General features: G+C 64.3%; 14 protein-coding genes. 2 read left to right on the top strand and 12 right to left on the bottom strand.

Annotation, left to right across the window (positions count from 1 at the left end):
* Positions 1-526: 526 nt before the first annotated feature.
* Genes EIO64_RS17935 through EIO64_RS17925 form a run of 3 tightly spaced genes read right to left on the bottom strand, consistent with a single transcriptional unit; the run spans position 527 to position 6733 of the window.
* The gene (locus tag EIO64_RS17935; protein WP_136891722.1) at positions 527-3922 is read right to left on the bottom strand and encodes a GLUG motif-containing protein; all 3396 of its coding nucleotides are present in this window, start codon (positions 3920-3922) and stop codon (positions 527-529) included.
* The gene (locus EIO64_RS17930; RefSeq protein ID WP_249390732.1) at positions 3903-6398 is read right to left on the bottom strand and encodes an efflux RND transporter permease subunit; all 2496 of its coding nucleotides are present in this window, start codon (positions 6396-6398) and stop codon (positions 3903-3905) included. The genes EIO64_RS17935 and EIO64_RS17930 overlap by 20 nt, the downstream gene beginning before the upstream one ends.
* 32 nt (positions 6399-6430) lie before the next feature.
* Complete coding sequence (locus tag EIO64_RS17925; protein WP_021748849.1) at positions 6431-6733, bottom strand: hypothetical protein; 303 nt, start codon at positions 6731-6733, stop codon at positions 6431-6433.
* Positions 6734-6918: 185 nt separating this feature from the next.
* Here EIO64_RS17925 and EIO64_RS17920 point away from each other — a divergent pair, with 185 nt between their 5' ends.
* Positions 6919-7560 (top strand): TetR-like C-terminal domain-containing protein, encoded by a 642-nt coding sequence (locus EIO64_RS17920; protein WP_036630019.1) that lies wholly within the window; start codon positions 6919-6921, stop codon positions 7558-7560.
* Between the two features lie 64 nt (positions 7561-7624).
* Here the strand turns inward: EIO64_RS17920 and EIO64_RS17915 are convergent, their stop codons facing one another.
* The 9 genes from EIO64_RS17915 to ispE form a co-directional block, all read right to left on the bottom strand.
* Positions 7625-8410, bottom strand: a complete 786-nt coding sequence (locus tag EIO64_RS17915; RefSeq protein ID WP_021748851.1) for a 5-deoxy-glucuronate isomerase — start codon at positions 8408-8410, stop codon at positions 7625-7627.
* A gap of 39 nt (positions 8411-8449) precedes the next feature.
* Complete coding sequence (locus EIO64_RS17910) at positions 8450-10615, bottom strand: S-layer homology domain-containing protein (RefSeq protein WP_136891720.1); 2166 nt, start codon at positions 10613-10615, stop codon at positions 8450-8452.
* Between the two features lie 226 nt (positions 10616-10841).
* Positions 10842-12785 (bottom strand): S-layer homology domain-containing protein, encoded by a 1944-nt coding sequence (locus EIO64_RS17905; RefSeq protein ID WP_136891719.1) that lies wholly within the window; start codon positions 12783-12785, stop codon positions 10842-10844.
* A 458-nt stretch (positions 12786-13243) separates the two neighbouring features.
* A complete protein-coding gene (locus EIO64_RS17900) occupies positions 13244-13822 on the bottom strand; it encodes an ECF transporter S component (protein WP_021749481.1) in 579 nt (192 codons plus the stop codon).
* A 137-nt stretch (positions 13823-13959) separates the two neighbouring features.
* Positions 13960-15012 (bottom strand): uridine kinase family protein, encoded by a 1053-nt coding sequence (locus tag EIO64_RS17895; protein ID WP_249390731.1) that lies wholly within the window; start codon positions 15010-15012, stop codon positions 13960-13962.
* A gap of 367 nt (positions 15013-15379) precedes the next feature.
* Positions 15380-16393 (bottom strand): substrate-binding domain-containing protein, encoded by a 1014-nt coding sequence (locus EIO64_RS17890; protein ID WP_158629837.1) that lies wholly within the window; start codon positions 16391-16393, stop codon positions 15380-15382.
* Positions 16394-16538: 145 nt separating this feature from the next.
* A complete protein-coding gene (locus EIO64_RS17885) occupies positions 16539-17411 on the bottom strand; it encodes a helix-turn-helix transcriptional regulator (protein ID WP_025545721.1) in 873 nt (290 codons plus the stop codon).
* A gap of 134 nt (positions 17412-17545) precedes the next feature.
* A complete protein-coding gene (gene spoIIR / locus EIO64_RS17880) occupies positions 17546-18181 on the bottom strand; it encodes a stage II sporulation protein R (RefSeq protein WP_136891717.1) in 636 nt (211 codons plus the stop codon).
* A gap of 72 nt (positions 18182-18253) precedes the next feature.
* Complete coding sequence (ispE, locus tag EIO64_RS17875; RefSeq protein ID WP_136891716.1) at positions 18254-19132, bottom strand: 4-(cytidine 5'-diphospho)-2-C-methyl-D-erythritol kinase; 879 nt, start codon at positions 19130-19132, stop codon at positions 18254-18256.
* 166 nt (positions 19133-19298) lie between these two features.
* On the opposite strand from ispE, the gene EIO64_RS17870 reads away from it, so the two are divergent.
* On the top strand, positions 19299-19982 hold the full coding sequence (locus EIO64_RS17870; RefSeq protein WP_181446417.1) for a helix-turn-helix transcriptional regulator: 684 nt from the start codon (positions 19299-19301) through the stop codon (positions 19980-19982).
* Positions 19983-20324 lie beyond the last annotated feature (342 nt).

The raw sequence follows: 20324 nt of genomic DNA, 5'->3' as shown, positions 1-20324 counted from the left end.
CATCTCCCTGTCCGTGGGCGATCAACCAAATCATACCATAAGACAGGGCCATTCTCAACAATATGTCCGGTATAACCGCTTAACTTTCAGGATTTCAACCGCCTCAATCATGCACACAAGCAGCTTGCGGCCGTCCCGCCCCGGCTGTCCGGTCCGGGATGCGATGCCGCGCCATTCCCAGGCGAGGATTCTGCTGACGGGGCCGCCTGCTTCCCTCCGGTGCCAACGCACGCTCCGGCAGCCCGGTTCCGCCTGTCATCATTCTGCCGGAACTCCTCCGGCGGAAGTCCGCCAGGACAGAGATTGCCAGGAGAATCCCCGGCCGTTGTCCGTCCATGCGGCGTGGCGCACAGCCATCCGCGAAACGCGAATCGCCGCATGAACGGCAGAAAAGGCATGGCAGCTTGCCATGCCTTTTCCGGCACCGGGTCCGGGGAACCCCAAAAGCGGCATACGGACCGCATCTCCATTCTCCGGCAGAGAGCGTGCCATATCGTGCTTTGTCTCCTCCGCACACGGCCGCAGGTCAGTGTTTGCGTCCTGCCGCAGTGCCTTTCCGCCGCCAGCGGATGAGCCAGCAAAAGCCGATCAACAGCCCGGCAAAGCCGACGGCCAGAATAACGACCGCCAGAGGACCGGCCCGCTCCGTCAGGCAGAAGGTGACCGTCCCGGTCTGGCTCTCCAGCAGCAGATACTGGCCGTCCAACCGGGCATCCGTCTTGGTCCAGCCATCCTCACTCAGCACCCAGAGGTCGTACCGCTTGCCGGGGTCCGGCAGGCGGCAGTGGACCGTGTAGGCCGCCTGTTCCAGGTCCGGGTCCTCCACCGTCACGGTATAGGCGGTGCCCGCATACTCCGCGCCGCCGTCCGTCCAGGCCACCTCTTCCGTGGTGTGGGAGACCTGTGCCCGGCTGCTGAAGCTGCCGTCCACCAGGATCTCCGGCAGCTCCCCGCCATCCGTCAGGGCGGAGGTGTAGGGGGTATACTCCGCCTCCAGGGTCTGGCTGGCGGTGAGGCAGGTGTAGTCCAGATCCGGCCAGGAGGCAGAGCAGCCCTTTTTCGCCGGAATCTCCGGCAGGGCGTCAATCCCCTCTCCGTACTGGAAGGGGACGACCTCTACCACCACGCCGTCCGCCACAAAGGTCAGCTCCAGCCGGGAGAAGGATTCCGGTACGCCGGGCGTGGTGCACAGGGTGTCAAAATCCACCGGTTCAGCATGGCCGGCGTAGCTGATCCCATCCAGAGCCCCCAGTCGTTCACTGGTAAAGGTGTTGTCGGATACGGCGGCATCGGCGTCCACATCTCCCGCCACGGCGCCCAGATAGGCGGAGCCCTCTTCGATTTCCACCAGCGTATGGCAGTTTTCCAGGGTGGCTCCCAGTCCGGCCACGCCGCCGATATAATCGCCGCCGGAGAGATGACACTTGACCCAGCTGTCCCGGATGGTCCCCCAGGAGGCGCCGGCGATACCGCCTACATAACCGCCGTCCGTGCTGGCGATGTCCCCATAGTTCTCGCAGGCGCTCACCCGCCCCAGGTCCATGAGACCCACCACGCCGCCGGCATAGTCCCGTTTTCCGGTGATGCCGCCCCGGTTCATGCAGGCGCGGACCACGGCCTTCGTCTGATAGCGGAAGTCCAGGGAGCGGTCTCCCTCTTCGATCAGGTCATCCTCGGGGTCGAAGTCGTATTCAATGGCCATGGACCCTACGATGCCGGCCACGTTGATGTCTCCCTCCACGGTCCCTGTGTTCCGGGAATTGGCGACACATCCGGTATCCGGTCCACTGGTCTCCTGGTCCGAGATGTCCTCGAAACGGTCCGACAATTCCTCTCCAGTTTGCTCCAGCAGATCCCGCAGCAGATCCGTGATAACCCGGAACTGGTCTCCGATGGCTTCCAGATCGTCCAATAGTGTATCCGTGGCCGCGGACATGGTCTCCCGCAGGGCGTCGCCGTCCTCCAGCAGACCGGCAAAGACGTCCCCCAGGGCGTCCCCCTGCTCCCGAATGGCACTGTCAATGGGACGGATGGTGATGGTGGGCTCCTCGGCCAGCTCCCAAAAGACGTCGGCCAGGTCCTCGCCGAGACGGGATGCCCGGGAAGCCACTTTCTCCAACGTCCTGCCCGGGTCCCGAAACGCTTCCGCCAGGTCTCCGCCCTGTGCCAGAAGCTTTGCCAGCAGCGCTGCCGCGTCGGTGGCGTGTCCGGCGGCGGCCCGCAGGGCCTGAGCCGCCTCTCCCAGTGCCTGCCATGCGGCCGCCGCGTCCTTCCCGGCCTCTTCCAGCTCGCCGCTGTCCATGTGGGCCGCGACGGCGTTCGCCGCCTGTTCCAGCGCATCCCCCGCCCTGGCCAGTGTATCCGCCAGGGCTTGAGCCGCCTCTCCCAGCGCCGCTTCGTCGCCGCCGTTCCACAGAATGCGGGCGATCTCTGCCAGCGTGTCGGACATGTCCCCGAGGGCGGCTGCCAGGTCCCCGGCGGCAGCCCGAACCTCTTCCATGGCCTCCTGGCTCTGGAGGGCGCTGCCCAGGGCCGCGCCCAGATGCTCCAGCGCCGACAGCAGGCGGGCAACGGCCTCTTTTCCACTGGAGGCCGCCCGGCGGAGGGACTGGACTGCCGCCCGCAGCTCCTGTTCCGCCTGATCTCCCAGCCCTGATGCCGCGCCGACTTCATCCAGCGCATTCCCAAGCTCGTCGGCCAGGTCCTCCACCAGGTCCATCACATCGACGGCGTCATCCAGGATCGGCGCCAGCTGGTCGATGAGCCAGGAGATCCGGGCCGTGAGGCTGTTGAGCTCCTCGATATTCTCATTGGTCCAGTCCGCGGCGGAGTCCGCCAGATCGCCCACTGCCTCCCGGGCCTCGTCCGTCCGGGCGGAGATGGCGTCCATCCGGTCCGACAGAGCGTCGGAAGTGCCCCGCAGATCCTGCTGCGTCTGGTCCAGCAGATCCCCCAGACCGTCCAGGGCATCCAGCAACTCCCCCATCTGCCCCTGGTCATAGAGCAGCCGCACTTCCGGCTCCAGCTGACCGGCGACGCCGCCCACGTCCTTCCGGCCCAGAATGTCGCCGGAGTTGGCACAGCCGTCCAGATATCCGGACTGCCGCCCCACGATGCCGCCGATGTTGTAGCCCACGTGGTCATAGCCCACGCTGCCGGAATTGGTGCAGCTCTGGATGATACCAGAGGAATACCCGGCGACGCCGCCGATATCGGTGCATACCGGCACGTTTTCCGCCGCGTTCAGCTGTTCCCGGTTGATGGCGTCCAGATCCAGCTCCGCATCCACCTCCGTGGTGTTGATGCTGCCGCTGTTCCGGCACTGGATAACGGCGCCGTAGTTCTGCCCGGCGATGCCCCCGGCATAATGCTCTCCCGTGACGGCTCCGGAGAAAGTGCAGTTGACGATCTGTCCCGAGCTCTCGTTGATCCCCACAAGACCGCCTATGCTGTCCGCTCCCCGCACCGTCCCGTGGAAGGTGCAGCCGGCAAGAAGGCCCCGGTTGCTGCCGGCAATGCCGCCCAGGGTATTCTTCCGGTCAGAGGGATCGACCCGTCCCTCCACCGACAGATCCCGCACTACGCCGGAGGGCTGTATGTACCGGAACAGTCCCCGGACATTGCCGCTGCCCGTGATGGACAGACCGGAAATGGTGTGGCCCTGCCCCTCAAAGGTCCCCCCAAAGGTGGGGATGGGGGTGAAGTCCGTGCCGGACAGGTCGATATCCGCCTGCAGGCGGACAATTCTTCCCTGGGACCAGCTGTCCAGGGTGCAGTTCTCTGCCAGTTGGACCAGGTCCTCCGCCGTGCGGACGAAAACCGTGTCCCCGCCTTCGGCGGCCAGGGCAGCAGGCGCCGCCAGGGACGCCAGCAGCACCGCCGCCAGAAGGAAGCTCAGGCATTTATGAATCTTCCGTCTCATGGGCGGGCTCCTCCTCTTTCTGATAAGCTCCCGTCTCCAGCATTCCGGAGACGTCCCCGTAAATCACGCCCTGGATCTGGGCATCCACTACGCCGGAAATACGGCCCCGAACCCGGCCGTTGACATAGACGGTGCCATGGGCACTCCTGGCAACCTCCGGCACCTTGAGATCGAACCGGGTCCGCTCCACGATCCCGTCGCCCAGGAACAGGATCTGGGGCAGGATGAACATGACCAGGAACATGGAGATCAGCGTCCCCCGGCACAGGCACTCGCCGATGCCCACGATGGCAGGCTCTGTGGTGATTTGGGCGATGAGGAATCCGGCAGAGGACAGGATACTCCCCGAGGTCAGTACCGTGGGGAAGGACAGATTCAGCGCCTGGACGATGGCGTCCCGTCGGGACATCTCCGCCTTCAGCTCATTGTACCAGGAGGAGATCACGATGGCGTAGTCGATATTGGCGCCCATCTGGATGGCTGTCACGATCAGATAGCTCAGGAAGAAAATGGGCTTCTGGGCCATGCCGGGGAAGGAAAAATTGATCCAGATGCTGCCCTGGATCACCAAAATCAGCAGGATCGGCAGTCCCACAGACTGGAAGGTGAACAGCAGCACGATGATGACGAACACCACCGACAGGACACTGATCATGATGTTATCCCGGGCAAAGGAGACGGACAGGTCATAGTCGCTGGTGGAATCCCCCACCAGATAGACGCTGTCCGCGTCGTAGTACCGCTCCGCCTCCCGGTGGATGGTCTGGAGGAAAGCAAAGGTCTCCGCCCCCTCCTCCGGCAGGTTCAGATTGATGAGCATACGGGTGTAGTTTTCCCCCAGCATCTGGACCCGGGCGTTGTCGAGCTGTTCATAGAGATCGTCCAGGTCCGCCTGCTGCCCCTCGTCCAGATCCACATAGCCCCCCTCCGCCTTGTCGTAGGCGAAGAAAAACATATCCATCAGAGGGACCGCATAGTCGTCCAGACCGCCCACGATCCGGCCGTAGGCCTCCTCCTCCGCCGCGTAGGCAGTGTACAGCAGGCAGACGAGCTCGTAGTCCAGGTCTGTCATTTCGGAAAACTGCCGGGGCGTCAGGGCATCGGTGAGGGTGTGTCCGTCCATCACCTCGATATTGGAGAGGCCCATGGCGTAGTCCACCTGATCGCAGGCCTCCAGCCGTTCCAGCAGGGCTTTCTCACTGTCATAGTCTCCCCGGGGCACCAGCAGAGCGATCACGTTCTGGGTGCCGAAGGTGTCGCTGACCCGCTGCTCCGCCACCTGGGACTCGTTCTGCCGCGCAGTCTCGATCTGGGTATAGCCGTACACATAGGGGCACCGGTTGGAGAGGAAAAAGCCCCCCACCAGGGCCACAATGAACAGCGGCACTCCCACATGGCGCAGCTTCAGGACAAATCCGCCCCAGCGGTCGATCCTGGGGATGAAGCTGCGGTGGCGGGTCCTCTCCATCGCCTTGGAAAAGAGCATCAGCAGCCCCGGCATCAGGGTGAACACCGACAGCATACTGAACAGAATGGACTTGATCAGCACGATGCCCATGTCGAAGCCGATCTGAAACTGCATGAACATCATGGCCGCCAGGCCGGAGATGGTGGTGAGGCTGCTGGCGGAGATGGAGGGAATGGCGGCGCTGACCGCCGCAATGCACGCCTCCCGGTCTCCGGCGTGCTCCCGCTCCTCCAGGAAGCGGTGCAGCATGATGATGGCATAGTCGATGGCCAGAGCCAGCTGGAGCACCACCGTCACAGAGTTGGAGACAAAGGAGATCTCTCCGAAGATGAAGTTCGTGCCCAGATTCAGCAGGGCCGCCGCGATAAAGGTCAGCAGCAGCACCGGAATCTCCGCATAGGAGCGGGAAGTCAGCAGCAGCACCAGCACGATGATAACCGCCGCTACCGCCAGGATGATCCCCATCTCATCGGCCAGGGAGTCCGCCTGGGAATCCCCCACAGAGCTGTCTATATAAAAGTCATAGGGGGCCAGCAGCTCCCGGATGGCCTCCATGGCGGCCAGGGCGGATTCGTCATCCTCCTCCCCCGCAAAGGTCACGGAGATCAGCGCGTCCGCGCCCTTGAAATACGATGCGATGTCCTCCGGCGTCTCGGCCTCCCCGTCCTCCTCTGCGCCGATGCTGTCTCCCAGGGACGCGGAGGAGACGCCCTCGATCTCCCCGATCTGTTCCGCCAGATCCTCCGCGATGCCCCGCGTCACGTGGGACACCATCACCCGGGCGGTACCGAAGGTGGTGAATTCCTCCTCCATCAGGGTCAGCCCCTGGCGGGTCTCTGTGGAGTCCGGCAGGTACTCCGTGATGTCGTTGCAGACGCTGACCCAGTTCCGGGAGAACAGGCAGAACAGCAGCGCACACGCGTACAGGAAAAAGATCAGCTTCCGCTTATCCACGATCACCGTGGCCAGCCGCACAAAAAAGGATGGTTTTTCAGTGTCTTTGCGCACAGTTTCAGCTCCTTCCGGCAATCCCGGTCCCATCACGGCTCAGGGGAGATCCGGCTCCCCTCCCATCGCATCCGGCAGACGTCCGCCGTGGTCACTCCAGTAAGGCGTTCCCCATGGAGCTCCAGCGCCGTCTCGCAGAAAAGGGTGCTGACCGCCGTCCGGATAGCATGAGAGAGGCACAGATGCCCATCCTCCGACCGTACGCCATGGACGGGGTTGCGGCGTCCCATCAGTTCCAGGGATCCTGTGACGGCAGAACCCTCGTATTGGAGGTCCAGGCGACCCTCCCTGGGGCCCATCTGGCTGTACAGCGTGACGTGATACTCTTCCCGCATCTTCCTCCGCTCCTTTCCGCATTTCCTCCAGCATACTGGAAACAGGCCCGGAGATGCAAGGTGCAGACCTTGGGCAGATGTCAGAAATCTGACACTTGCCCCCATTCTGCATAGATGCACTCCTCTGGAAAATGTGTTATACTGGACTGCAATGGACTGGAGTCTGCCGGTCCATGGAGGTCGATATGAAAAAACGGACATACGAGGCCAGCAATGCGGCCAAGCGGCAGATCTGCACTGTACTCAAGGAGCTGATGACCCAGAAACCCCTGAACAGGATCACCGTGGCGGAGATCATGCGGGGCTGCGGCATGGCGCGCCAGCATTTTTACTACCATTTTGACGATGTCTACGACGCGGTGCGCTGGATCTTTGAGGAGGAGGCGGTGGCGCTGCTCCGGGAACACGAGGGCGTCATGCTGTGGCAGGACGGCCTGCTCCAGCTTTTCCAATACCTGCAGGAGAACCGTGTGTTCTGCCTCTGCGCCCTTCGCTCCATGGGCCGGGACCACCTGAAGCGGTTCTTCCAGACGGATATCCGCGCCATCATCCGGAGCACGATCCGTCTGATTGCCGCGGAGCTGGGGTATGAGGCCGGGGAGCAGGAGCTCACCATGCTGACTCAGTTCTATGTGGGCGCGCTGGTAAGTATTGTGGAGGACTGGCTCCTGGGCGAGATCCAGGGCACGCCGGAGGAGCTGATCCGCTTTGTAGACCAAGTGCTGCGGGACCATGTGCGTGGCGCCGGGCTCCGGCTGTCCCAGGCAGGTCCCGGGACGGCGCCTCTTCTGGAACCGGACCACTGTGCCGGACCTGTTTCCAAATAAAAAGGCTCCGGGTTCCCAGAGAAACCCGGAGCCTTTTTCCGCTGTTCAACTCTCTGTGGGCAGGTCACTCCTGCGCATCGTGAAGCCAGAGATATCGCTCGTCCTCGTTGCGGGTGGTCTGCAGCCAGGGGTTGCCGTCCAGATGGCGGATCATCCAGCAGGTATACATCTGGAAGCCCGGCGCCACTGCCTGGGGATGCAGGCACCCGCCGGGGATGGCGGAGAAGCTGTTGTCCACGCTCTTGAATACCTGGTCCCCCACAAAACTGGCGCCGAAGCCCTCCGGCCGGTCGAACTTGAAGTAATAGCACTCCGGCTGGGGGTGCCGGTGGGGCAGATAGCCGGACCAGTTCCCCCGGTCGTTCAGCACCTCGCCCAGCACCATATTGGACCAGGGGGCGATATCCTTGTCAAAGATGGTGTTTACCCGGCGCTTGGCCACATTGCCGAACTTGCCCACGCAGGAGTAGACCCAGGGGGCGTCCTCCGGCCGGTACAGCCTGCCGGAGAACGCTGTGTCATTCTTCGTGCACTGGACCAGGATCTCCGCGTCTGTCTGCGCCTCCACGGTGATCTCCTCCCCGGCGCAGGCATGGAGGGCATAGGGGCCGTCAGTGAACACGTCTCTGCGGCTGACCGTCTCCGTCCGGCCCTCCCAGCCGAAGGTCACGGTTCCGGACAGAAGCAGCACCGCGGTCTCCTCGCCCCGTCGGCAAAAGCCTCTCTTCCGGCCGGGTTCCATCCGGTAGACCCGGATGTCCATCAGCATATCGCTGTATGCGTTGTCGTAGGTACAGAGGATTTCCTCGCCCTCCGCGTCAAACTCCGGATAGCCGAATACGTTTTTCATGTGTAATTCCTCCCAAATTCCATCATCCGGCGGGCCCGTTCAGGCGCCCGCGTTTGCTCCCTGCCGCTCCAGCAGGCGGCAGAGCATGGCGGCCAGCTCTCCCCGGGTGGCTGTCCGGTCCCCCTGATAGCTTCCCCGGACCATGCCCAGCGCCTGGGCGATGGCCGCATAGCCCAGGTCTGCCTCCGGGATGGCGGCAGCGTCGCTGTATGTGCAGGTGTAGATGCCCTGAAGCCGGGCGGCTGGACCATAACCTGCGCAGTCCAGCAGACATTTCACTGCCTGCCCGCGGGTGACGGCCCTGCCTTCATCCCGGGTTCCCCGGGGCAGAATACCCATCCGGTAGGCCACGGAATAGACGGTGTCCCGCGTGCTCTCATCCGCTGTCTCCGGGTCGATACAGTATCCCTCCAGGCTGGCCAACAGGGCCACCAGATCCCACTGGGTCAGCTGTTTGTCCGGCCGGAAGCGGCCCCCGTCATAGCCCACGCCATAGCGGGCCAGCTTCTCCACATCGGCTTTCACCCCGGAGCCCGACAGGTCCGTATAGGTGATGGCGGTATCCCCGGACTCCGGCGCCGCCGGTTTGCCGGTGGCGGCGTCAATGCCCAGATACCGCTCCTCCCGCTCCAGAGCGTAGGTCAGCCGCAGCTCGTAGAAGTGGGTAAGCCCCAGCTCCATCAGCCGGGCTTCCGTCTCGTCGCCGCTCTCCAGAGGGCGGGGCACCAGACGGTAGGCCAGGACCGTGTCATAGGTCCCCGCCCAGGCGGCCAGGGCCGCCGTCTCACCCACGATACCGGCGGAGCCGGCGAACGTCACATCCTCGTCGTACTGATAATCCAGCCGGTACACGGACCCGTCTCCGCTGTCGATGGCCACGGTATAGCGGTTCTCCGGGAAGGGAATGCCGCCTACCTGCTGGACGTATGTGAAGGTGTAGTACGGACGCCGGTCCTCCGTGTTGTCTCGGCCGTCATAGAGTGTCAGGGCACTCCACCGCCCGCCGCAGAGGGCGGACAGGAACGTCTCCGCTTTGACCTGCGCCTCCGCCTGGGTCAGGGCCGGTGTCTCCCCCTCCTCCATTCCGGGTGCGTAGGAGAATACCTCCTGGACCGCGCCGGTGCGGGCATCCACTGTGATGGTGCGGGAACGGCTGTCCTCCTCTCCGGGCCGCACATAGGACAGGACGCAGAGGACCTGATCCTCCTTCCCCTCCTGTTCCGCCAGACGGTAGGCGGCGGAGGACAGGGCGTACTCCGTCAGGCCGTAGACCGGCTCTGCCCGCAGGCTCTGGTCCAGGAACGCGGAGGACCGGACGCCCTCCATCTGGGCGATGCCCGCCTGCTCCGCCGGGCTGAGGCCGCTGTCCTCGCTCTCCGCAGCCGCGGTGTTGTCGGCACTGCCTCCGGCGCCCCAGCCGCCCATCTGGTCCTCCAGCTCCGTCAGATTCAAAAGCGCTCCTGTGGCGGCATCTACATAAAAGGTGTCCGTATCCACCGGCAGATACCGGAGCACGGCCGACGTGCCGCCCGCCTCCCGCACGTATTCCAGCTTCAGCTCCAGGGTATCCGTCAGGAGTTTGGCAGCCCGGTCGCGGCGCACCGCAGCGGCGGCAGAGGGGACGTCTCCCAGGAAGGTGTCCTCCGCTGTGGTCCGGTGGAAAGACCGGACCCGGTTGTCCGCCGCATCCACAGTGATGGAATAGGTCAGCGGCGAGGGCAGGCCGTTCAGCAGGATCACTCCGGAGTAGCGGTAGCTGTCCCCGCCCAGAATATCCATGCCGCGGGGCTCTTCCAGCTTCACGCTCTCCCCCTCCCGCAGGACCTTGTCCAAAAAGTCCCCGGCGGCCCGGGCGGCCGCGGCCTCATCCCCCTGGGGAAAGACCGGGAAATCCCCGCTGTTGGAGGCGGTGTACGGCAGACCCAGATCGTAGCTGATTACGGTCCCGTCATCCAGAGCGGAAATGGACAGTTCCTCCTCCAACTCGGTCGACCAGTACAGATCCCAGGCACCGGTCAGACCATCCTCATACCAGCTGCCCTGAAATTCGTCATAGGCATCCGTGTCCAGATCCAGGGCCGCCTTTACGGCCTGGGTCACCCTGGCCAGGGCCTCGTCTGTGGTCTCCTCTGCGGCGGACGCCGGCAGCATCAGCCCCAGAGCCGTCACCATAGCCAGCGTCAAAGAAAACAGCTTCTTCATCATTCGTCCCTCCATTGTCGGCAGTTTCCGGAATGGTGATTCCATTCTATCCCAACAGACGGAAAAATTCCAGAGATGCTGCGGATTCTCCTTATTTTTTTAAGTTCCTTGAAAGGCAGAGCGGCGGGCCGCACGGAGAATCTCCGCGCGGCCCGCCGTTTGACATGGGCTGCGTCCTGGCCGGGCGATTCAGCCGGACCTGCCTGCATCTGTCCTGGGGCCCTCTCTGTCACGCCATGGCGCGGTGGAGGAAGGTCATGATCTGCGCCCGGGTGCAGGTCGTGCCGGGCTCAAAGGTAGTGGAAGTGGTGCCCTGGGTCACACCGCTCTCCACGGCCCAGGCCACCGCGTCCGCATAGTACGCACCTTCCGCCACGTCCCGGAAGTCATGCGTCCCGGATGCTGCGGGAGAGCCCTCGGCCCGCCACAGCAGCACCGCCGCCTGAGCGCGGGTGCAGACCCGGTCCGGGGCAAAGGCAGTCTTGGTGACGCCGGAGGTGATGCCCTGCTCCACAGCCCACAGAACTGCCTTATAGTAGTAGCTGTCGGGGCTCACATCCGTGAAGGGATTCTCCTTTTCGGACGGCTCAGGAGAGCCGTTTGCCCGCCACAGGAAGGTCACAAGCTGGGCCCGTGTGCATCCGCGGCCCGGGGCGAAGGCCGTTCCGGTGACACCGGAGGCGATCCCCTGCTCCACAGCCCACCGGACCGCATCGTAATAGTACGCGCCGCTGTCCACATCCGTGAAGGGCAGTTCCGTCTGCTCCCCGGAACGGACGAAGGACGCGGACACGGTCACCCCGCCGCCGGGCATGACGAAGGTATAGCGCCCCTCCCCCGCGTTCTGGACCGGGACTGCGCCGTCCTGGCTGTCGGTGACAGTCAGCTTCTTCAGCTCGTATCCGTCATCCGGCGCCGCGGTGATGGTCACCGTCTCACCCTCGTCGGCCCGACCGGCACTCACCTCCAGGGAGCCGCCGGTGACCTGGTCCACAGTAATGAGATGCTCGCCGTCCTCGGACTTCTCAGTCCACCGGGCGTACAGGGTTGTGTTTGCGTCGAAGACGGTATCGGCAGTAACTGCAGTGCCGCCGTCGGCGGCGGTGTACCAGCCCGCGAAGGCGTAGCCGCTCCGCTCCGGCGTGGGAAGCGTCCCCACGGCTGCGCCGCTGGTGGCTGCCATGGCGGCCGCGCCGGCGGCGCCCTCGCCGAGCTCCAGGGTCAGGATGATCGTCCGGTCCGGGTCAATGAAATCCTCCAGCTCTGCAGTGGCAAAGCTGCCGCCGGTGACAGAAATGCTGCCGGAGCCGCTGTTGGCCACCTGACCGGTCACAGTGCCGCCGGAGATGGTGATCTCCGCCGCGGTGTCGTTGACTACGCTGCCCACGGTGCCGCCGTTGATGACGATGGTTCCGCCAGTGGAGCCGCCCTGCGTCTTGATATTCTGATAGCTGCCGCTCTCCACGGTCAGGCTGCCGGAGGCATCCTGCCCCTCAAAGACAATGGAATCCCCCTCGGCAATAGCAGCGTTCGCAAAGGTGACGCGGCTGCCCCGGTCGATGTTGACGCCCCACTGGTTTCCGGAGGTGGTCAGGCCGTCCACGGACAGCTCCGTGCCATTGACCACCAGGGCGTACCAGCGGCAGTTGGAGATCTCCACGTTCTCCAGGGTCACCATTCCGGCGTGGTAGATGTTCAGGCCGTGCTTGGCGGCACTGCCGCCGTCAAGGGTCACATCCCGCAGCGTCACCTCGGCGCCATCCTGAAGATTGAGGAGGCTGGGGCCGGTGCCATTGTCGCCGGAGACAGAAAATGTGCCCGCCTTCGCCCGGATGGTATGGCCGCTGCCGTCCAGAGTCAAGTCCTTGGACAGCGTCAGCGCTCCCTGGCCGTTGACCAGGCCGGAGGCGTCCAGCTCCACGTCTCGGAGCAGCCGGATGGTGGCGCCCTCTTCCGCCTGGGCCACCGCCTCCGCCAGGGTGGCATACTGGGTGCCGTCGATATCCGCGGTGTTTTCCGTTTGGACGCCGTCCTCCCCGGCCCCCTCCGTCATGGTCTGGACCTGCCCGGCGGCAGACGCACCAAACATCCCCTCCGCCGCCTGGGCATTGGCCGGCAGCATGGAGGCCAGCAGGCTCAGAGTCAGCAGTCCGGTAACAAGTTCTCGCTTCATGTGTGTAGATTCCTCCCGATTGGTTTGTAGGTATCGGCGCTTTGAAGCGGGCACTCTCCGTCCGGTCCGAAAAGGGGCCTTCCCAGATGTAGAAATTCTGCCAAATCATTGCGGATTCTGTCAAAAAGCCAAGCAGGCAGCGGAAAATCCGGCCTCAAAAGCACGGTTCACATCCTAACACAGCGGGGCAGAGCCACGCAAGGGCTTTCCGGATTTTCCAGATGACTGGAAATGCCTGGCACATCAGCCGCATCTATTGGGCCGCAGTGCATCCGGCAAAATATGCTGGAACGATCCGGGCGCCGCGCCAGACATTCCCGGCAGCGCAGAGCCGGCTCCCCAGCTTGGAGGGCTCCGGTGAGCCGGCGGGCGGCAAGGCATGTGAAAGCCCCCGGCGGACCGGAACGTGTCCGGTCCGCCGGGGGCCTGCTCTGCCTGCGAAAGAAGCCGCCGATCAGTCAGTTTCCGGCGGCCTGGGTACCGGCCTGCTCCCGGCGGAAGCGGACCATGCCGGTGCGGTCCAGAGCCACCATCAGGACGGGAATGAACACCAGCTGGAGGATGATGCCGGGAATGGCGTTCACCAGCGCCTCGGTCAGGAAGATCTGCCAGGTGAAAGGCACGCTGGCCACGCCGGTCATCACCACCCGCACCGCAGCCCAGACGATCCGGCCGCCCACCATAGCAGCCAGCAGAGCACGGTACAGGGCCACCACACACTGCCAGCGGGACCGATTGTACAAAAAGCCCGCGATGCCACCGTAAGCCGCCAGCTCAAAGGCCATGGCCACAGCGGCCACCAGCGGCGGCATTCCGAAGAGCGCCATCCGCATCAGCGGGGCCACGAATCCCACCACCGCGCCATACCGCCAGCCGCAGATCAGGCCGCAGAGGAACACGGGCAGGTGCATGGGCAGCAGCATCCCGCCGATCTGGGGGATCTGTCCGGTGAGGAAGGGCAGTACCAGCGCCAGGGCCAGGAACATGGCCGCCAGGACCAGGTTATGGACATTTGTTTTGAAATTGCTGTGTTTCATGGGGTTAAACTCCTTCTCAAAAAGTCTTTTCGCGCCGCCTTCTGGCGCCGCACCAGCCTTCTGGCTTTTTTTACGGAGTCTGCAGGGCTGTGAATACCGGCCTTCTGGCCGGGCGTTTTTCAGGGACTTGCCCCTCGTCAGGGGAAAAATTCGGTGGTGTCGATCACCAGCTGGCAGCCCTTCTCCGGGCCGCATTGGCGGATATACCGCTCCTCCAGGGGCATCCACCGGCTCTCATAGGCGGCGAAGTGGGCGCCCTCCCGCCGCTCCAGGCGGCGGCGCTGCTCCTCCGGCGCACAGGTGAGAAACATCCGCAGATCATAGCGGGCCGACAGCAGCGGGTGCTGGGAGTAGCTTCCCTCCACCACAGTGAGGGGCCGGGCCGGAAGCGTTGTCCCCTCCCTCAGCGTGCCGCTCCGGCAGTCATACGGGCGGCAGCGGATCTGCGCTCCGGCCCCTGCCGGCACCAGTACCTCCTGCAGGAAGCGGGCCAGGTCCATATTTCCAGCCGGGATCTGCTCCCAGTTCTCTGCCCGGCGGTCCGGTGGGAGATAATAGTCGTCCATGTGGACCACGTTGCAGGGAAGGAGCCGCCCCATCAGGTCTCCCAGGCCGCTCTTGCCGCTGCCGCAGCGGCCGTCAATGGCCACGACGGCTGGTCTGCCGCTCCGCGCCAGCCGGGCCGCCGCCAGCAGTGCCGGGAAGTACCCGCCGTATGCTGTCCGCAGGACCCGGTAGTGGGGGTCATACGCCTCCCGGTAGGCCGGCGAGTGGTGGACGGGCGGACAGCCCTGACGGCGGTACACCGCCAGCCAGTCCGCCATACCGGGCAGGGGCAGCGCCTCCGCCGCGGTCAGGCATTCCTCCAGGTCCGCCGCCGTCCCGTGGTGCTCCGCCGCCGTCAGAAGCAGCAGATCCGCCAGGAGCGGCGCAGCCAGCGTCCAATCCCCCGTCCCCGCCAAATGAACGCGGCACAAACCGTTCCCGATCCGCTCCGGCGGCCGGGCCTCCCGGTCTGCGGGAAGGGCGCTGCACTCCCCCAGCAGCTGCCGGAGGACATCTCCCCGTTCCCCCGCTGCATGGGCTGGACCGAACGTACTCTGATAGGCCAGCTTGGCGCAGTCCTGGGGCTCCATCAGCGGATAGCGGGCCAGGTGCTCCCGCAGGACCGTTTGAAATTCCTCATGCATCTCTTCAGCCCCCCGGCAGCCGTGGTATTGCGCATCGGTCATCCGACACGTTTATAGGATAGCACCTGGAGTACACTCAAAGTCAAGAGCAAGCGTGAAAAAATCTGAAATTTTTTCGGATGGTATCCGCACGCGGAGCAGAGTGGGAGTTTGCAGCTGGTTTTGCGCACCCGCCTTTCATCGCGCATGCCGATTCGGGATATGCCCGTTCAAGTGCGGAATCCATGCTGTGCAGCCCGCGTTCCGCATCCGTTCCCTGTCTGATCCCATGCCGGGGCGCCCGTCCCGCAGTACCTTCTGGGCTGAAAAAGCCTGTGTTCCTTCTGAACACAGGCTTTTCTGCACTCCGGCAAAGCAAGGCAGTACGTCAAGCGGTCACCGCCTCCACAGGAACCCGGAGTACAAAGGGCTGCTCCGGGTCCGTGCAGTCGTTCCCCAGCAGCTCCCGGAGCCCGTCGTCATAGGCCCGACCCCGGGCCAGATTGACGGCTGCCGCCACCGCCGCCCGGGCCTGGTCCTCCGGATTCTGGTCCACCGTCATATAGAGCTTGCCGCTCTCCAGGGCGGCGGCCCCCTCCGCCGTGTGGTCCACGCTGACGATGGGCGCCGCGCCCGGATCCCAGCCGGCGGCCTCCAGCGCCTCGATGACTCCCAGGGCCATTTCATCGTTGTCGCAGATGACGCAGTCAAAGTCCACGCCCTGCTCCAGCAGGGCCGCCATGGCTTGGCGGGCCCGCTCCCGGCTGAAGCCGCAGACCTGGTAATCTGCCGCGGCGATGGGGCAGAAGCCGTCGTCCAGCAGGCTCTGCACGGCGGTGCCGGAGCGGGCATCTGTATTCTCCTGGCCGGGCATCCCCTGGAACAGCAGATAGCGGATATCCGTCCCGTGGTCCGTCTCCCAGAAATACTCCGCCAGGGCGTGCCCCTGGAGGGCGCCGCTCCCGGCCTCGTCCATGCCCACAAACACCATCCGCTCGTTCAGGATCGCCGTCCCCGGCGCCCGGTTCAGCAGCACGACCCCTGCGTCGCCCACGATGTCTGCCACCTTTTCGGAGTCCTCCCCGTCTGCAAGGTTCACCAGCAGGGTCTCCACGCCTTCTGCCAGGGCCTCGTGGACCTGGCGCAGCTGGGTCTCCGGGTCGTTGCCCGCGTTGTAATACCGCACCGCGTAGCCCTGGGCGGCGGCCTCCGCTTCGATGTCCGCCTTCAGCTCCAACAAAAACGTATCCTCCCTAGACAGCAGCAGGCCCAGAGCCCTCGTCTCCCTGGTCCGGGACTCCACAGCCCCGGCGGCGTCCGCGCCGCAGCCGGTACCCAGCACTGCCACGGCGGCCAGCAGGGCCACAACTGCGCCGATCTTCTTCCTCCATGTCCGTTTCATCTGGATCTCCTCCCTATTCATCCGTCTTCTGCTTAGGATGCTGGACAAAGTATACAAATATACCTGACGGAATGAAATAGACAAACCTGCGGGGGGAACGGCACGGTTCCCTCCGCAGGTCTTTTTTCCGGACTTTTCTGCGGTCTCACGGCCCGATCCGGAATTTCCGGTACTCCGTGGGCGTGAGGCCGACGTATTTTGAAAAGATGCGTGAGAAGTAGCTGGCGTCCGCGAATCCCACCGCCTCGGAGATGGTCTGGACGCTGTCCTGCGCGTTCACCAGCCGCATCTGAGCCTCCCCGATCCGGCGGCGCAGGACATACTGCTTGAGGCTGTATCCCGTCTTCTGCCGGAAGATATGGGACAGATGATAGGGACTCAGATAAAACTGGCGGGCCAGCTGCTCGATGGAGAGGTCCTCCGCATAATGGCGGTCGATGTATCTGGCCACACGGCCGAAGGTGGAGTCCTCCCGGGTGACGAGATCCTCCTTCCGCCCCGCCGCCATCCGCCGGACCAGCTCCAGCGACGCCAGCATCAGGTGCTGGCACAGCTCCTGGAAGCCCGGCTCCCGCTCCGCTGCATACCGGTCCATCAGGCAGAAGAGCTCCTTCAGGTCCGCAAACTGCTCCGGCTGGTGAAACAGGGGGCAGCGGTCCGGGGAAAGCAGGCTGTATGGCGGCAGGTCCGCCAGCGCCAAGTTCCCGATGGCCACGCACAGGGTCTGATACGGCTGGTCTGCCTGGGGGAATTCGTCGTGGAGGGCGCCGCCGCTGCACAGCACCACATCTCCGGCTGCCACCTCGTACCGGCGGAGATCGACGGTGTACCGGCCGCTGCCCTTCAGGATCAGCAGCACCTCCGCCAGGCGCTCGTGGCAGTGCATCAGTGTGGCGTGCTCTCCCTCCGCCCAGTCATAGTGGCAGATGTACGCCGCATAGGGCCGGTCCTGAGGCAGGCGCGCCGCCTCCTGCGGTGTGAACACCACCCGCTGCCGATTCAGTTCCGCCTCTCTCATGCCGCCGTCTCCTCCCCGCTGGAAAGTGCGGAGCATCCGGCCATCCGCCGCTCCCCGCCGTGGGGCCGCAGGAAAGTCCGGTCCCGGCCCTTATGATACCGTTCCCAGCGGGCCGTGTCAAGGGCGGCTCCCGCTCACTCCAGCGCCGCCTTCAGGCGCTCCCACAGCTCCACGGCCTTGAATTTCAGCTGGTAGCCGCCATCCTCCTCCGTCATCAGGCTGACCTGGTCTTCCGTCAGGCCAGCGGCCAGGGCCGTCTCCGGCACGTCCGCGGAGGCAGCGGTGCACAGGGGCGGAAACACCACACACCACCAGTTCTGTCCGACGCCCTCCCCAATCAGAATCCGCAGGGCCAGATACTCCCCGGCTGGAAGAGAGAAGCCGTCATATTCCTTGGTGGGAAAGGCCGTGTCCTCCAGCTCCGCCGTCACGGCGTAGTCATAGCCGTTGGCCCGTACCGTCTCCTCGGCGATGGCCTCCAGTTCCGGCAGGCTCTCCCGCAGGCGAATCTCTGCCTCCGCCCGGTCCGCCGACTGCTCCAGAATCTCCGTGGCTCGCTCCAGCACCGCATCCCGGACCAGGAGCTTCAGTGCCTGGTCCTCCTCCGTATCAGAGTTGGCCAGCACATGGAGCCGCACCACCTTGTCCGCCAGGTCCCGCTGGGTGTTCAGCGCCCAGACGCCGGTCATCAGAAACGCCGCCGCACCCAGCAGCAGGGCCAGTTCCACGATCCGCAGAGTCTTTCGCTCACGCTTTGCAGCTGTTTTCATATCCGTTTTCCGTCCTTTGCTATGTAGCCCCATGGGGCCCGTTTCCCCCATCATGGACGGAAATTCCGGATTTTATTCCATCTTTTCCAATATTTTTACCGGCGCGGCCAGATACGTCTGCCGGTAACGTCCCTCCAGCGCCTCCTTTGCCCGGACCGCCTTCTGCCGGTCATCAAACAGGCCGAACACCGTGGGGCCGGAACCGCTCATGGCCGCGCCCAGAGCACTGTGCCGCAGCAGGGCTTCCTTGATGGAGCGGATCTCCTCCCCTTCCTCCTCCGTCAGCACCCGCTCAAAAACATTTCCAAGGCAGGCGGCCGCGGCGGCCAGATCGCCCCGGGCCAACGCCGCTGCCATGGCCGCCGTATCCGGCCGGGGGCCCAGGTCCGCCCCGTCCAGCCGGGCAAACAGCTCCGGTGTGGGCAGGCCGAAGTCCGGCTTGCACAGTACGATGGCACAGTCCGGCAGAGGCGGCAGGTCCGTCAGGAGCTCACCCCGTCCCTCTGCAAGACATGTGCCGCCCCGGACGCAGAAGGGCACATCGCTGCCCACTGCCAGCCCGATCTCCTCCAGCGCCTGCCGCGGCAGATCCGGGGCGTACAGGGTCCGCAGGCACCGCAGCACCGCCGCCACATCCGCACTGCCGCCCCCAAGCCCCGCATAAGCCGGGACCCGCTTGGCAAGGCGTACCTCCAGCCCCGGCACCGGGCGGCCCAGCCTGTGGAAAAAGGCATCCGCCGCCCGCTGCTCCAAAGTGACCTTCCCCGCCGGAAGGGAGATGCCCTCTGTCAGCAAGGAAAAGCCGCCCGCCGCCTCTGCCACCGTCACGGTGTCCCCCAGGGACACGGCCTGCATCACCATCCGCATGTCGTGATAGCCGTCTGTACGCCGCCCCAGAATATCCAGAGTCAGGTTGATCTTGGCCGGGGCCTCCAGCGTCAAAGTCTTCATCGCACCACCTCCCGCGGGCCTCCGCCCGCTGTCTGGGTCCAGTATAGCACATCCCTCCCCAAGTAGAAACAATGAATCGCCCGCAACCGGACGGTTGCGGAAAGTTGGTGGACGCAACCGGAAAAACCTGCTATGCTGAGAGCAGCGGAGCGGGAGGCGGTGCGTCATGGACATGAGCAAGGCGATTCGGGAAGGCCGGGATCGCTTGGGCATGAGCCAGGAGGCTCTGGCGGAGCGGCTGGGCGTGAGCCGGCAGGCGGTATCCAAGTGGGAGATGGGAACCTCTGTTCCCTCTCCGGAAAATCGGCGGGCGCTCTCGGAGATTTTGGGGACAGACCTTCAAGTGGAAAGAGAAACAGCGCCGCCCGTCCCTCTGCGGCGGTGGAAGCGGCTGACGCTGGCGGCAGGGCTCCTCTGCCTGGCGCTGCTGGCGGCGCTGGGCTGGATCCTTTACAGCGCGCATCAGGACGGCTGGCCGCCGCCGGAGGATCCGCAGATTACAGGCGTCTATTTCTATGATGCGGCCGGGCAGGAGATCGCCAAAAGCGACTTCGGCTGGTATCTGTTTCCGCCAGACAGCACCGTGAACGTGGCGGTCACCTTTCAGGACGGCCGGGAGCACACGGTGGATCAGGTAGTTTTGTTTCTGTATCCCACCGGCACCGGAGTGGCCGAGGAGCGGCAGCAGATCGGCGTCCGGCGGATCCGGAACGGCCGGACCTTCGCCCTGTTCCGCTGGGAGCTCCCCACCAGCCTTTATTCTCATTTGGAAGTGCAGCTGGAGTGCAAGGATGGGCAGACAGTCTCCGCCTCTCACTGGAACGTGATCGACCGGGATTCTGCCTTTTGAACGAATGCCCGGCGTCATGTAAAATTTCACAAATCTTCTTTCTTTTTTAACAGAATGCGGTGCATTTATACGCAGCACAGAGGGGGTGGAATGAATTGTTTGGGCAATCCCCCCCAACAGCACCAGAAAAGAGCATCGTATGCTGGACATCCTGTTTTTGAGCAGAAGCTCATTGCTGTACGCAGCCCTGCTCCTGCCGGCCATCACAATCCTGTCCCTCGCCCTGCTCTGTTTCGCGTATGAAGCTACCCAGAAGTTCCGGAGGCGGAGGGGCCTGTTTTAAAAAGACGCTCTCCCCAAAAGCCGCGGCGGTCCCGCGGCTTTTGCCAGGTTTCAGAAGAA

The sequence above is a fragment of the Dysosmobacter welbionis genome, from assembly GCF_005121165.3.
Classification (GTDB): Bacteria; Bacillota; Clostridia; order Oscillospirales; family Oscillospiraceae; genus Oscillibacter; species Oscillibacter welbionis.
The sequence above is the reverse complement of the archived record's forward strand: the minus strand, read 5'-3'. Positions and strand labels throughout refer to the sequence as shown.

Coding starts and splice junctions, on each gene's coding strand:
- EIO64_RS17935 (WP_136891722.1), bottom strand. CDS start 3,922: ATGAGACGGAAGATTCATAAATGCCTGAGCTTCCTTCTGGCGGCGGTG.
- EIO64_RS17925 (WP_021748849.1), bottom strand. CDS start 6,733: ATGCGGGAAGAGTATCACGTCACGCTGTACAGCCAGATGGGCCCCAGG.
- EIO64_RS17920 (WP_036630019.1), top strand. CDS start 6,919: ATGAAAAAACGGACATACGAGGCCAGCAATGCGGCCAAGCGGCAGATC.
- EIO64_RS17915 (WP_021748851.1), bottom strand. CDS start 8,410: ATGAAAAACGTATTCGGCTATCCGGAGTTTGACGCGGAGGGCGAGGAA.
- EIO64_RS17910 (WP_136891720.1), bottom strand. CDS start 10,615: ATGATGAAGAAGCTGTTTTCTTTGACGCTGGCTATGGTGACGGCTCTG.
- EIO64_RS17905 (WP_136891719.1), bottom strand. CDS start 12,785: ATGAAGCGAGAACTTGTTACCGGACTGCTGACTCTGAGCCTGCTGGCC.
- EIO64_RS17900 (WP_021749481.1), bottom strand. CDS start 13,822: ATGAAACACAGCAATTTCAAAACAAATGTCCATAACCTGGTCCTGGCG.
- EIO64_RS17895 (WP_249390731.1), bottom strand. CDS start 15,012: ATGCATGAGGAATTTCAAACGGTCCTGCGGGAGCACCTGGCCCGCTAT.
- EIO64_RS17890 (WP_158629837.1), bottom strand. CDS start 16,393: ATGAAACGGACATGGAGGAAGAAGATCGGCGCAGTTGTGGCCCTGCTG.
- EIO64_RS17885 (WP_025545721.1), bottom strand. CDS start 17,411: ATGAGAGAGGCGGAACTGAATCGGCAGCGGGTGGTGTTCACACCGCAG.
- spoIIR (WP_136891717.1), bottom strand. CDS start 18,181: ATGAAAACAGCTGCAAAGCGTGAGCGAAAGACTCTGCGGATCGTGGAA.
- ispE (WP_136891716.1), bottom strand. CDS start 19,132: ATGAAGACTTTGACGCTGGAGGCCCCGGCCAAGATCAACCTGACTCTG.
- EIO64_RS17870 (WP_181446417.1), top strand. CDS start 19,299: ATGGACATGAGCAAGGCGATTCGGGAAGGCCGGGATCGCTTGGGCATG.